This is a genomic window from Janthinobacterium sp. (genome assembly GCF_031995485.1).
GTDB lineage: Bacteria > Pseudomonadota > Gammaproteobacteria > Burkholderiales > Burkholderiaceae_D > Janthinobacterium.
Map to the genome: position 1 here is coordinate 39480 of NZ_DAMAGB010000011.1, position 13437 is coordinate 52916.

Here is a 13437-nt window from a genome sequence, read left to right on the forward strand (position 1 = left end):
GGCACGGATAGTGCCGCTCCCGGTGAAAAACTGCCTAGTAATTAACGCTGAGGCTGGCGGCCACATTGCGGCCCGGCTTTGCATAGCGCTGGATCTCGCTCAGGTTGGCCGCCGTGGTGCCGGCCGCCAGGGTCCGCGACGCCGCGTAATCCCAGTATTTGTGGTCGGTCAGGTTGTACACGCCGACGATGATCTTCGCGTTCCTGTGCACGTTCCAGTAAGTGGACAGATCGAAGATGGTATACGCCGGCACCTTGTAGCGCGCCGTGGTGACGCCCGAGATCACGTCGTTCGGCGCCTGCTTGCCGTCCGCATGCAGCGCCGTCAGCGCCAGGCCGAACAGCTGGTTGCTGTGGTCGTAGCCGAAGGTCAAGGCCGTTTTGGCCGGCGCCACCGAAGCCAAGCCATCGCGCAGGCCGGTCTGGCTGTTGGTGGCGCGCCCCTTGGCCACGCCGGTGGCCAGTTCGAACCGGTAGCCTTGCAGGGCTGGCGCAAACGCGCCCAGTTGCGCGCGCAGCGCCAGTTCGCCGCCCCAGGTGCGGGCGTTGCCGATGTTTTCGGGGCGGAACAATCCCTGCACGATGGTCGGGTAGTTGACCGGGTCCGGGTCCTGCGCCACGTATTCGACCATGTCCCGGTAGTCGGTGCGGTAGGCGGACAAGTGCACGGCCAGGCCTTTCACGAGATCGCCTTTCAGGCCCAGTTCATACGCCTTGCTGGTTTCCTTGCGCAGGTTCGGGTTGCCCAGCACGCCATAGCCGGTGCCGGTGCCGGTATAGCTGAACGAGTCATAGGTGCCGGTGCGCTCGGCCGCCGTCGGCAAACGCGTGCCGCGCGTAAAGGTGGCGTAGGCGTCGATCTGCGGCAGCACTTCCACCGACAGGGCCAGGCTCGGCGTGAGCGTGGTATCGCTTTCCTTGCGGATTTCCTTTGCCGCCGCCGGCACCGCGATCACATAGTTCTGCAGGTTTTTCGGGTCCAGCGTGCGGCGCTCGACGCGCAGGCCGGGCGTCAGCACGGCTTGCTTGCCGCCCAGGCTGAAGCTATGGTCGTCGCGCGCATACAGCGCCAGCTTGCCGCTGTCCATGTCGGCCATGCGGTTCTTGCGCGTGATCTGGTGCACGCCGGTGGCCACCACGATGCGGTCTTCCAGCCATGGACGGCGCGCCTCGTTCTGTTCGAGCTGCAGGCCGTACACCAGCGCGTTGTCCGCATCGAGCTGCTTGAACGCTTCCGTGGTGAGGCCTGCCGTGTCGTTCCTGAAGCTGGTATCGATCGCGCGCTGGTACAGCACGCGCTGCGAGATATAGCGCGCGTCGGTATGGTCGTCGATCTTCGCATTCTGCCCATACACTTTCGAGGTCAAGCGGTCGAACAGGGCGAAATCCTTGAGCACCACCTCGTGGCCCAGGCTGATGCGCGTGCGGCGCGTGGTCGAGTCCTGGAAGATGCCGTCCGGATAGCTGGCGGCGGTGATCTTGTTGTTGACGTCGCGCTGGCTCTTGCGCTCGAACATGTCAATCGTCAGGTCCAGCTTCTGCTCGCCCGGCAAGGCCCACACCAGCTTGGACAGCAAGGCGTCCGAATGCCAGTCGTCCGGATTCTCCGGCGTGGTGCCGGCGCTGTCGGTGGCGTCGCCGTCGCGCCGCACGTATACGGCCAGGCCCTGCAGGCTGTCGCCGATTTTCGCCGCGCCGGTCAGCGTGTGGGCATTGCTGCGATTGGCGGTGGTGCGGCCATACTTGTAGCCGATATAGGTGTCCACCCCTGCGCCCAGGTAGTCTTCCGGCGACCTGGTAATAAAGCTGACGCCGCCGCCGAGGCCCGGATTGGCGCCGCTGACGGCCGTGCTGCCGGAATCGATGCGCACTTCGCGGAAGGTTTCCGGGTCAAAATAATCGCGGCCGGTGCCAAACGCGTTCAGGGTCGAGCCGTCCGGTTTCGGCGCCGCATCGGGCAGTGCAATGCCATCGACGTCGAGGCTGACGCGGTTGCCTTCCAGGCCGCGGATGTTGTAGCCCGTATTGCCGGCGCCGTCCCACACATTGCCGCCGCCGGAGGCCGCCACCGGCGCGCTGATCAAGGGCTGGTAGCGCACGATGCCGCCCATCTCCGTCACGTTCTGGCGTTCCAGGTCTTCGCTGCGGATGACGGTTCTGGTGCCGGCGCGGCGTTCGTATTCCTGGCGCGAGTTGACGACGATTTCCGGGAAGGTCGGCAGTTTCGACGGCTCCTGCGCTGCCGTGCCGGCATTCACGGCGACGGGCGTGGCGACTTGCGCATGGGCAGGCAGCAGGGGCGCGCCAAACAGGCCCAGCAAGGCGGCGCGCAGCACCAGGTTCGGGCGGCGCAAAGAATAGATGGTGGTGTATACGGCAGGCGCAGCGCGACGCTGCAGTGGCACGATAGTCATGATGGTCCGGTGTCAGAGTAAAGGCTGGCTCTGGTCCCGGCGCATCAGGGGTGCGCGGACAGTTTGCTGGCAAAAGGGAGCGCCACTGTAACACGAATCATTCGCATTTGAGAATGGCCATCGTGGCCACTCAGATGTTATTTCGCAACAGTTCTCAACGAATATGATTTGCAGAGTGACTACAGGTCACCCTGCCCGGATTCAAGCCAGCCTGGTATTGGCCAGCTTGCGCGCCTCGGCTTGCGCCCGGCGGCGCTCGACAAAGAATGCGCGCAGGAAGTCGCCGCATTCGGCAGCCATGACGCCACCGACGATGGCCGTCTGGTGATTGAGCGCCGGCTGTTCGAACAGATTGACGATGGAGCCGCAGGCGCCCGTTTTCGGATCGGACGCGCCGAACACCACGCGCGACAGCCGGGCGTGCAGCATCGCGCCCGAACACATCACGCACGGCTCCAGGGTCACGTACAGCTCGCAGCCGGGCAGCCGGTAGTTGCCCAGCTTTTCCGACGCGGCGCGCAGCGCCATGATTTCCGCATGCGCGGTGGGATCGTGCTTGCCGATCGGCTGGTTGTAGCCGACCGCAATCACCTCGCCGTCCTTGACGACGACCGCGCCGACCGGCACTTCGCCCAGGTCCCACGCATGCTGCGCCTGTTCCAGGGCCAGCTGCATGTAGTTCGCGTCAGTGCCCCGCACCGGCGTTTCAGTCATCGGTCACTTCTGCCCAGCAATTCGGGGTTTCATGCAGCACCAGTTTGTGCAGGTGCAGGCCGGTGCCGAAATGGTCGGTAAACGCCGCCTTCAGGATCTCGAAGGCGATGCGCGCCAGGTTTTCCACGGTGGGAATGCGGTCGATCACGACGGTTTTATGGTCCGGCAGGCTGGCCAGGAAATCGCGCACGGCCGTGTCTTTCTCATACACCAGGAAGGCGTGGTCCCACACGTCGACCAGGTGCTGCTTGGCCAGCGTCTTGACGTCGGAAAAGTCCATGATCATGCCGTTGTCGGAATTGCCTTCCGCTTCGATGACCTTGCCGACCAGCGTGATTTCCACCGTATAGCGGTGGCCGTGCAGGTTGCGGCACTGGCTTTTGTGGTCGGGAATGCGGTGGCCCGCGTCGAATTCGAGCTTGCGTGTAATAGTCAGCATAGTATTTTTATTAAGGTATTTGCAGGAGTTTGTGGGTTTGCAGGCTCAGCTTCCACTTCGGATTGCTTTTGCAGGTCTCGATCGCCAGCTTCATGTTCTGCGCCGCCAGCAGGCCGTCCATTGCCTGCACATAGAAGTTCTCGAAGTCGAGCCCTTCATAAGCGGCCAGGTCCTGCTGGAATTGCGGGATCACCACCTTGATTTCGTTACCCTTGCGCACCACCAGCGTGGAGCCCATCTTCGGGCTGACGCAGATCCAGTCCACGCCATCGGGAACCGGCAGGGTGCCGTTGGTTTCAATGGCGATCGTAAAGCCGACCGCGTGCATGGCGTCGATCAGCGCCGCATCCAGTTGCAGCAGCGGCTCGCCGCCCGTAAACACCACGTATTTGCTGGCCGTGTAGCTGGTGGGCCACAGGCTGTCGATCAGCGCGGCCAGTTCCTGCGGCGTCTTGAATTTTCCGCCCAGCTCGCCATCGGTGCCGACAAAGTCGGTGTCGCAGAACTGGCAGACGGCGCTGGCACGGTCGCTTTCGCGCCCGGTCCACAAATTGCAGCCGGAAAAGCGGCAGAACACGGCAGGCCGGCCCGCATGCGCGCCTTCGCCTTGCAGGGTGTAAAAAATCTCTTTGATGCTGTAAGTCACTGTAATCCCTAAGAGCTGGCTGGCGCCGTCGCGCATGGCGGGCGCATGGATGAACGCACAAGGCGTCGCGCACCCGTAAAAGCCGATTGACAACCCTCTATTATATGCTGGCGCGGCAGTTTGCGTGCGAAGCCGTGGCTGCCCCGCCCTGCCTCTCCCCACTTTCTGCTGCGACCGCAAACAAGGGCCGCGCCCAAATGGCCGGTTTTTAGCCAGGGTTTGCGTTAAAACAAGCCCCCTATGCCGCAAAAACTGTATTTTCAGACAATGATATTGCCCGTTGGAAAACAATTTCGTTTGGGGTTATGCGTGACGGCCATGCACACTGTGAATCTGCTAAGCGCCAGCTCAGTCCTGCTGGGGTTGATCGCCCTGCTGCTGCTGTGGCGCCAGCGCCATCTGGGCACGCGCATGCGCGACGAACGGCTGTTGCGGCAGCAGGCCGACCATGCGCTGCATGACGCGCGGCGGCGGCTGTGCCGCCTGGCCGGCCAGCTGCAGCAAGCCAGCGCGCAGGAACGCCGCCGCCTTGGACGCGACATCCACGACGACCTGGGCCAGCACCTGCTGACCCTGAAGATGGAAATCGCCTCGCTGCAGGCAAGCAGCGGTGGCGCCTCGCCGACGCTGGCTGGCCGGCTCGGCCTGATCGCGCGCCATCTCGACCTGAGCATCGCTTCCTTGCGCTGCGTAATCGACGGCTTGCGTCCGATTGCGCTGCAGCACGGCGCGCAGGATGCCATCAAATGCCTGCTGGCGGACTTTTCCCAGGCGAGCGGTATTGCTGTCGAGCACATATTTGAGCTTGCACCGCAGCACCATGCCGCGCTGGCGCGGCACGAAACCCTGCTGTACCGCGCGCTGCAGGAGGCGCTGGCCAATCTCGCCCGCCATGCACACGCCACCCGGGTGGTGGTGCGCCTGCGCTGCCAGGCCAGGCTGCTGCAATTGTCTGTCGCCGACAACGGCATCGGCATGGCAGATGTCGTCAGTCGCACTGGTCACGGCCTGGCCGGCCTGGAGGAGCGCCTGCTCGAGGCCGGCGGCAACTTGCATATAGCCAGCCGGCCTGGTGCGGGCACCACCTTGCAACTGTCGCTGCCGCTGGCCGCCCAGCAACAACCGGCACAGGCATGAGACCCGACCCGACATGATTTTATTGCTCATTATCAATAAATATTGCCTGTCGCGCTGCATCATGACGACTTGCCCCTTTTCCCCATCTTTGCAAGGAAGTACTCATGCCGGACACCCACGCAAGCATGCCCACGGCCGCCCTCCCGCATATCGAGCCACAGGGCTTTGCCGTCAAGATGATGGAATGGCTGGTCGTGCCGACCTTTGTGCTGGATGTGCACGGAAATATCATTATCTGGAATCGTACCTGCGAGCAGCTGACGGGGGTGGCCGCGAACGAAGTTCTCGGCGGCAACGACCACTGGCGCTGCTTTTATGCGCAGCAGCGCCCTACGCTGGCCGACCTGCTGCTGGCCGGGCGAACCGGCGACCTGCGGGCGCTGTATCAGCAGCAGCCCTGCCACAGCAGCGCCGGCAGCAGCCTGCGCGCGGAAAACTGGTGCGACATGCCACGCACGGGCCGGCGCCGCTACCTGGCCGTGGACGCCACCCCCATCCATGGCAACCATGGCGAGATTGTCGCCGTGGTCGAAACCATGCGCGACATGACCGATGAAAAGCGCGCCCAGGCGGCGCTCGAACGGCTGGCCAGGCACGACGGCCTGACGGGCCTGGCCAACCGCCGCTGCTTCGACGACACGCTGCGTGCCGAATGGGAACGCGCCCAGCGCCAGCACTTGCCGCTGTCGCTGCTGATGGTCGATGTCGACAATTTCAAGCAGTACAACGACAGCCATGGCCACATGAAAGGCGATGATTGCCTGCGCAAGGTAGCCGGCGCCGTGTCCGGCGAAATGCGTGCCAACGACCTGGTGGCGCGCTACGGTTGCGAAGAGTTCGCCGTGATCCTGCCGAACCAGCCGCTGAAGGGCGCGGCCATCGTGGCCGAACGCATCCGCCAGCGCGTGGAGCGGCTGCAACTGCCGCGCAGCAAGCACGAGGAACGGTGGGTGACGGTCAGCATCGGCGCCGCCACCGCCCTGCCCGGCGCCGGCACGGCACTGGCACAGCTGGTCCATACGGCCGACGGCGCGCTGTACCGCGCCAAGCACCTGGGGCGCAACCGTATCAGTTTGCCGGAGACAATGCCTTGCCAGGCATGCAACTAGCCGCCCGAGCATGCGCGGACCATAGCTGGTGCAGATTCAGTCCTGTGCCTGCTTCATTCCTGGACCATATTCTCCATATCCGCATATTCCTGCCAACCAGGCGCCAATTCATCGAGCTTCTCATCCTGTGCCCCGGTTTCTAAGGCTGCGCGGCTCCCCCTATGCACGACAGCAAGATTATTCTATGCTGCGGCGTTGCACTTTCAACTTACCCCGAAAGAAGGAGCCCCCGTGTCAAGAATGATTCCTGCATTTGCCCTGGCTTTGTCAGCCATGGCGTCCTCCGCCCTGGCCCAGACTGCCGCCACGGCGCCAGCCAGGCCGGCCAGCGCCAAAAGCGCAGCTGCCGCCAAGGCCGACCTGCTGCCGTTCAAGGCGACCGAAAAAACGCTGGCCAATGGCCTGAAGATCATCGTCGTGCCGACCGGCTTTCCGAATATCGTCTCGCTGCAGATTCCCGTGCAGACGGGGTCGCGCAATGAAGTCGAGCCTGGCAAGTCGGGCTTTGCGCACTTTTTCGAGCACATGATGTTTCGCGGCACCAAGGCCTATCCACCGGAGCAATACCAGGAAATCATCACCAAAGCGGGCGCGCGCCAGAACGCCTACACCAGCGACGACCTGACCAATTACCACACCACGTTTGCCAAGGACGACCTGGAAACCGTGCTGAAGGTGGAAGCGGACCGCTTCCAGCACCTCGACTATCCGGAAGACGCATTCAAGACCGAGTCGCGCGCCGTGCTGGGCGAATACAACAAGAACAGCGCCAATCCGGTCTCGAAACTGTTCGAAGTGATGCGCGACAGCGCCTACACCACGCATACCTACAAGCATACGACGATGGGCTTCATCAAGGACATCGAAGACATGCCGAACCAGTATGCCTATTCGAAGCTGTTCTTTGACCGCTGGTACCGCCCCGAGCGCACCACCATCATTATCGCCGGCGACGTCGAGCCGCAACAAGCCATCGCGCTGGTGGAAAAATACTGGAGCAAATGGCAGCGCGGCAAGCAGCAGGCGGCCGTGGCGGCGGAACCGGCGCCGCACGGCCCCGTCTACAGCCATGTGGCCTGGCCGACGCCGACGCTGCCCTGGGTAGCGGTCGGTTTCCATGCACCGGCGTTTTCCGTGCAGAACAAGGACCAGGCCGCGCTGGCTACCCTGCTGTCGCTGTCGTTCGGCCGCACTTCGCCGCTGTACCAGCGCCTGGTGCAGAACGAGCAGAAAGTCGACCAGCTGTTCGACATGACGCCGGAGCGGGTCGACCCGACCCTGGCCGTGCTGGGCGCGCGCGTGAAAAACATCGACGACGCCGTGTATGTGCGCGATGCGATCCTGAAAACCGTGGCGCAGCTGCGCACCACGCCGGTCAGCGAAAAAGACCTGGCGGACGCCAAGTCGGCCGAGAAATATGGGCTGATCCGCTCGCTCGACAATACCGAACAGATCGCCGGCACGCTGGCCTCGTTCGTGCATTTCGACCGCTCGTACGCCACCATCAACCAGTACTACCGCCTGATCGACTCGCTCACGCCCGCCGACCTGCAGGCGGCGGCGCAGAAATACCTGACCGACGAGCGCATGGTGGTCACCACCCTGTCGCACGCGGCGATGCCGGCGGCGATTGCCGACACGCCGGCACTGGCCAGCTACCTGCCGGCCGCGTCGAACGCGAAATTCGACGTGCTGGTACAGAAATCGGCCTTGCCGCAGATTCGCTACAAGCTGCTGTTCGCCGCCGGCTCGGCGCAGGATCCGCAGGGCAAGGAAGGCCTGGCCGCGCTGACGGCCGCGATGATGGCCTCGGGCGGATCGAGCGAGCGCAAGATCGACGAGATCAACCAGGCGCTGTTCCCGCTGGCCGGCAGTTTCAGCCAGCAGACCGACAAGGAAATGACCACGTTTACGGGCTCGATCCACAAGGACAGCTGGAACCAGTTCAGCCAGATCGCGCTGCCGCAGCTGCTGTCGCCGGGTTTTCGCGAAGACGACTTCCGCCGCCTGAAGGACGCGCAGAAGAACGCGCTGCTGCTGGACCTGAAAGACAATAACGAAGAAGAATTCGCCAAGGAACGGCTGCAGACCAATATCTATGCGGGCACGCCCTACGGCCACCCGGTACTGGGCACGCTGGCCGGCATCGAAGCGATCACGCTGGACGATGTGAAACAGTTCTGGAAAAGCGCGTATGCGCAGGGCGCCGTCAAGGTGGGCATTTCCGGCGACGTGTCGGACGCGATGACGGCCTCGCTGACGCAGGCGCTGGCGCAGTTGCCGGCCGGTCCGGGCTTGAACCCCACCGCCAAGCCTGTTGGCCGCAAGCCGCAGGGGCTGGAAGTGGAAATCATCGAGAAAAACACGCGCGCCACGGCCATCTCGTTCGGTTTGCCGATCGAAGTGACGCGCACGCATGCGGACTTTCCGGCCCTGTGGCTGGTGAAGACCTGGCTCGGCGAACACCGTGCCTCGAACTCCTATCTGTACCAGCGCATCCGCGAGATTCGCGGCATGAACTATGGCGACTACGCGTATATCGAAGCGTTCCCGCGCGGCATGTACCAGTTTTTCCCGAGCCCGAACCTGGGCCGCAAGGCGCAGCTGTTCGAGATCTGGATCCGCCCGGTCGCGCCGGAAAACGCCCACTTCGCGCTGCGCGTGGCGTTGACGGAATTGAACAAGCTGGTCGAGAACGGCCTGACGCAGGAGCAGTTCGAGACCACGCGCGGCTACCTGATGAAAAACGTGTTCGTGATGACCTCGACCCAGGACCAGCAGCTGGGCTATGCGCTGGACTCGCAATGGTACGGCACGCCGGAATTTACCAAGCTGATGCGTGACGGCCTGTCGACACTGACGGTGGCCGACGTCAACCGCGCCATCAAGCAGCACCTGTCGGCGCAGAACCTGTCGGTGGTGATGGTGGCCAAGGATGCGGCCGGCCTGAAAGACAAGCTGGTCAGCGACGCGTTTTCACCGATCAAGTACGACGGCAACAAGCCGCAGTCCCTGCTCGATGAAGACAAGGTGATCGGCGCGATGAAGCTGAACCTCAAGCCGGAAGCTGTCAAGGTCACGCCGGCGGCGCAGGCGTTTGCCAGGTAAATGGTGGTGTCGGATTACGGCGTTCCGCCTCGGCGGTCCCGCCTGCTCCGACCTGCTTTTGCTGTCCGGGTGACGTAGGTCGGATCAGGCCCGCAGGGCCGTAATCCGACAACATTGTTGGCTCTGGCCGTGGTGTTGTCGGATTACGCGCAAGCGCCAATCCGACCTGCCCGATGACCTGCCTGACCTCAGGGTGCGATCCCGGACGCTTTCGCCCGCGCCGCGTGCAGTTTCCTGAAACTGTCGACCAGGCGCTGGTGCCGCTCCAGCCCTTCCAGCTTCATGCTGGTTTCTGTCAAACCGAAGAAACGCACGCTGCCGTCCATCGAACCGAGCACCGCGTCCATGCGCGGGTTGCCGAACATGCGGCGGAAGTTGACCACGTAGTCGTCCAGTTGCAGTTGCTCGTCCAGCTCGACCTCCAGCACCACGTTCAGCGCCTGGTAGAACAGCTTGCGCTCGACCGTATTGTCGTTGTACTGCAAAAAGGCGCCCACCAGTTCATGCGCTTCTTCGTATTGCTGCAAGGCCAGGTTGATCAGCAGTTTAAGTTCCAGCACCGTCAGCTGGCCCCACACCGTGTTTTCGTCGAACTCGATGCCGATCAGGGTGGCGATATCGCCGTAGTCGTCGAGCTCGTTGTTTTCCAGGCGGTCGAGTAGCGCCTCCAGTTGCCCGTCATCCAGGCGATGCAGGTTCAGCACGTCTTCGCGGAACAGCAGCGCCTTGTTGGTGTTGTCCCAGACCAGGTCGTCGACCGGATACACTTCCGAATAGCCGGGCACCAGGATGCGGCAGGCGATCGCACCAAGCTGGTCGTACACGGCGGTATACGCTTCCTTGCCCATGCCGGCCAGGATGCCGAACAGGGCGGCCGCTTCTTCGGCATTCGAGTTTTCGCCCTGGCCCGAAAAATCCCATTCGACAAAATCGTAATCGGCCCTGGCGCTGAAAAAGCGCCACGAGACGATGCCGCTCGAATCGATAAAATGTTCGACGAAGTTGTTCGGTTCCGTCACGGCGTTGCTGGCAAAGGTCGGCTGCGGCAGGTCGTTCAGGCCTTCGAAACTGCGCCCCTGCAGCAGTTCGGTCAGGCTGCGCTCGAGCGCCACTTCCAGGCTCGGGTGTGCGCCGAACGAGGCGAATACGCCCCCGGTGCGCGGGTTCATCAGCGTCACGCACATCACCGGATACTGCCCGCCCAGCGAGGCATCCTTGACCAGCACCGGAAAGCCCTGCTCTTCCAGCGCGGCGATGCCGGCCACGATGCCCGGATATTTCGCCAGCACCTCTTGCGGCACGTCCGGCAAGGCGATTTCGCCTTCGATGATCTCGCGCTTGACGGCGCGCTCGAAAATCTCGGACAGGCACTGCACCTGCGCTTCCACCAGGGTGTTGCCGGCGCTCATGCCATTGCTGACGTACAAGTTCTCCACCAGATTGGACGGGAAATACACCACCTTGCCATCGGAATGGCGCACATACGGCAGCGAGCAGATGCCGCGCGCCGCGTTGCCGGAGTTGGTGTCGATCAGGTGCGAGCCGCGCAGCTCGCCGTCGGGATTGTAGATGTCCAGGCAGTACGGATCGAGGATGTCCTTCGGCAGCTTGTCGCCGCGCGCCGGCTGGAACCAGCGCTCGTCCGGGTAATGGACGAACGGCGCGTTGGCGATGTCCTCGCCCCAGAAGGCGCCGGCATAGAAATGGTTGTTGTTGAGCCGCTCGATATATTCGCCCAGCGCCGAGGCCAGCGCGCTTTCCTTGCTGGCGCCCTTGCCGTTGGTAAAGCACATCGGCGAATGCGCGTCGCGGATATGCAGCGACCACACGTTCGGCACGATATTGCGCCATGAGGCGATCTCGATCTTGATGCCCAGGTTGGCCAGCACGGCCGACATATTGGCAATCGTGTGCTCGAGCGGCAGGTCCTTGCCCAGGATATACGTGCTGGCCTCGGTCGATGGCTTGAGCAGCAGCAGGCCCTGCGCGTCGGCGTCGAGATTGTCGACTTCTTCGATCACGAACTCGGGACCGGCCTGCACCACTTTCTTCACGGTGCAGCGGTCGATCGAGCGCAGGATGCCCTGGCGGTCCTTGGCCGAGATATCGGCCGGCAGCTCGACCTGGATCTTGAAGATCTGCTGGTAGCGGTTTTCCGGATCGACAATATTATTCTGCGACAGGCGAATATTTTCTGTTGAAATATTGCGCGTATCACAATACAACTTCACGAAGTACGCCGCGCACAAGGCCGACGAGGCCAGGAAATAATCGAAGGGACCAGGCGCCGAGCCGTCGCCCTTGTAGCGGATCGGCTGGTCGGCGATGACGGTGAAGTCATCGAATTTGGCTTCGAGGCGCAGCTTGTCAAGGAAGTTGACTTTAATTTCCATGGGGTGATTCCAATGTATGCATAAATGAGTTAGGCGCCATTATCCGTGCTTTCCGCGATAGCGCCTAGTACGGCAGCGGCCAGCAGCACGATCAGGGCCGCCGCCGCATAGGGCGCACCCGCATGCAGCCCGTACAGCCAGGCGCCGGCCAGTGGGCCGCCCATGCGCGCAATCGACTGCTGCGCCTGGTTCGCGCCCTGCACCTCGCCCTGCCGTCCGCCTGGCGCCGCATCGGCGATCAGGGCGCTGACGGACGGCTGGAACAAGCCATCGCCAAAGGTAAACAGCGCGATGCCACACAGCAGCACGGGCAGCGCGGGAACGATGCTCAGCGAGGCCAGCAGCGCCAGGCCGCATGCATTGACCAGCAGGCCGGCGCGGGCCACGCGCCGCTCGCCGAAGCGCGGCAGCAAGCGGGTGGCCACCAGCCCCTGGCTGAGGATATCCATCACGCCGATGCCGGCCAGCACTAGGCCGATGCCGGCAGGATGGAACGCCAGCCGATCCCTGAGCAGTACCGCCAGGTTCGATTGCAGCAGCACGCTGCCGAGGGCAAAGCAGAACACCGCGCCAAACAGGCGGCGCAAGGGCCGCTGCCGCACTGCCTGTGCGATTTGCCCGATGGCATTGAACTGGCGCCACTGCAGGTGCACACCGCCCTTTTGGGGTGCATGGCTTTCCGGCAGACAGCGCTGGACCAGCACCGCATTTACCAGCGCCAGGGCAGCGGCGCCATACAGCGGCGCGGAGAGCGAGATTTGGCCCAGCAAGCCGCCCAGCACCGGTCCCAGCATGAAACCCAGGCCGCCGGCCACGCCCAGCATGCCGAACGCGGGCCCCCGTTCATGCGGGGCGTGGGTGTCGGCCACATACGCGTACAGCGCGGAAATGCTGCCGGCCGTCAGCCCTTCCAGCACACGGCCCAGTACCAGCACCCACAGCGCGCCGCCGATGCCGAACACGGCAAAGCCGATCGCCGAGCCGCATAGCGACAACAGCAGCACGGGACGCCGGCCATGGCGGTCGCTGAGCGCGCCCAGCACGGGCGCGGCGATAAAGCTGCACAGCGCAAAGACGGCCAGGATCAGCGCGACCCAGAAGGCCACCTCGGCAGGCGGAACATGGCGGGCCACCGAAAACGGCAGCACGGGAATAATCAGCGTAAAACCGGCGAAATTGAGAAACACCGACAGCAGCACGATGCTGGTGGGGGTGGCAAGACGGGCGGCCAGCGTGCCAGCCTGAAGTTGATGCATGAAGTGCTCCTGGTCTTGATCCGACCGGAACAGTTCATCAACATGAGAACCACACGGACGAACCATGGATGCCAACGGGCATCCAGAATTCGTCGAGGGGACTCATGCGCAAAGCAAGGAACAGAACTTTCATGGAGGACCATGAAAGGATTTGGGCTTACCTATGACCAAATCTGCCTTTTCCGACAGCGCTATTTTATTGCATGCGAAAAAAAATGGCCA

Annotated in this window: 9 protein-coding genes; 3 read left to right on the top strand and 6 right to left on the bottom strand. The window is 63.1% G+C overall.

What is annotated here, in order from left to right:
• Positions 1-34 precede the first annotated feature (34 nt).
• The 4 genes from RTQ46_RS09610 to queE all read right to left on the bottom strand — a co-directional run bounded on the left by RTQ46_RS09610 (position 35) and on the right by queE (position 4212).
• Positions 35-2413, bottom strand: a complete 2379-nt coding sequence (locus RTQ46_RS09610; RefSeq protein ID WP_312436161.1) for a TonB-dependent receptor domain-containing protein — start codon at positions 2411-2413, stop codon at positions 35-37.
• A 201-nt stretch (positions 2414-2614) separates the two neighbouring features.
• Positions 2615-3127, bottom strand: a complete 513-nt coding sequence (gene tadA, locus RTQ46_RS09615; RefSeq protein WP_312436162.1) for a tRNA adenosine(34) deaminase TadA — start codon at positions 3125-3127, stop codon at positions 2615-2617.
• Entirely contained in the window at positions 3120-3566 is a 447-nt protein-coding gene (queD, locus tag RTQ46_RS09620; protein ID WP_035819191.1) for a 6-carboxytetrahydropterin synthase QueD, read from the bottom strand. The genes tadA and queD overlap by 8 nt, the downstream gene beginning before the upstream one ends.
• Positions 3567-3576: 10 nt before the next feature.
• Positions 3577-4212: a 7-carboxy-7-deazaguanine synthase gene (gene queE, locus RTQ46_RS09625; protein WP_312436176.1), complete on the bottom strand. Its 636-nt coding sequence runs from the start codon at positions 4210-4212 to the stop codon at positions 3577-3579.
• A gap of 318 nt (positions 4213-4530) precedes the next feature.
• Here queE and RTQ46_RS09630 point away from each other — a divergent pair, with 318 nt between their 5' ends.
• The 3 genes from RTQ46_RS09630 to RTQ46_RS09640 all read left to right on the top strand — a co-directional run bounded on the left by RTQ46_RS09630 (position 4531) and on the right by RTQ46_RS09640 (position 9566).
• On the top strand, positions 4531-5349 hold the full coding sequence (locus tag RTQ46_RS09630) for a sensor histidine kinase (protein WP_312436178.1): 819 nt from the start codon (positions 4531-4533) through the stop codon (positions 5347-5349).
• Between the two features lie 104 nt (positions 5350-5453).
• A complete protein-coding gene (locus tag RTQ46_RS09635) occupies positions 5454-6458 on the top strand; it encodes a diguanylate cyclase (RefSeq protein ID WP_312436179.1) in 1005 nt (334 codons plus the stop codon).
• A gap of 273 nt (positions 6459-6731) precedes the next feature.
• Positions 6732-9566 (top strand): M16 family metallopeptidase, encoded by a 2835-nt coding sequence (locus RTQ46_RS09640; RefSeq protein WP_312436181.1) that lies wholly within the window; start codon positions 6732-6734, stop codon positions 9564-9566.
• A gap of 188 nt (positions 9567-9754) precedes the next feature.
• On the opposite strand, the gene RTQ46_RS09645 is transcribed toward RTQ46_RS09640, so the two are convergent.
• Both RTQ46_RS09645 and RTQ46_RS09650 read right to left on the bottom strand, forming a co-directional pair.
• Positions 9755-11959, bottom strand: a complete 2205-nt coding sequence (locus RTQ46_RS09645) for an OsmC domain/YcaO domain-containing protein (RefSeq protein WP_312436183.1) — start codon at positions 11957-11959, stop codon at positions 9755-9757.
• Positions 11960-11988: 29 nt separating this feature from the next.
• A complete protein-coding gene (locus tag RTQ46_RS09650; protein ID WP_312436184.1) occupies positions 11989-13215 on the bottom strand; it encodes an MFS transporter in 1227 nt (408 codons plus the stop codon).
• Positions 13216-13437: the final 222 nt, after the last annotated feature.

Bases quoted from the DNA above. Each gene is read 5' to 3' on its own strand.
- RTQ46_RS09610 (WP_312436161.1), bottom strand. From the start codon at position 2,413: ATGACTATCGTGCCACTGCAGCGTCGCGCTGCGCCTGCCGTATACACC.
- tadA (WP_312436162.1), bottom strand. From the start codon at position 3,127: ATGACTGAAACGCCGGTGCGGGGCACTGACGCGAACTACATGCAGCTG.
- queD (WP_035819191.1), bottom strand. From the start codon at position 3,566: ATGCTGACTATTACACGCAAGCTCGAATTCGACGCGGGCCACCGCATT.
- RTQ46_RS09630 (WP_312436178.1), top strand. From the start codon at position 4,531: ATGCACACTGTGAATCTGCTAAGCGCCAGCTCAGTCCTGCTGGGGTTG.
- RTQ46_RS09635 (WP_312436179.1), top strand. From the start codon at position 5,454: ATGCCGGACACCCACGCAAGCATGCCCACGGCCGCCCTCCCGCATATC.
- RTQ46_RS09640 (WP_312436181.1), top strand. From the start codon at position 6,732: ATGGCGTCCTCCGCCCTGGCCCAGACTGCCGCCACGGCGCCAGCCAGG.
- RTQ46_RS09645 (WP_312436183.1), bottom strand. From the start codon at position 11,959: ATGGAAATTAAAGTCAACTTCCTTGACAAGCTGCGCCTCGAAGCCAAA.
- RTQ46_RS09650 (WP_312436184.1), bottom strand. From the start codon at position 13,215: ATGCATCAACTTCAGGCTGGCACGCTGGCCGCCCGTCTTGCCACCCCC.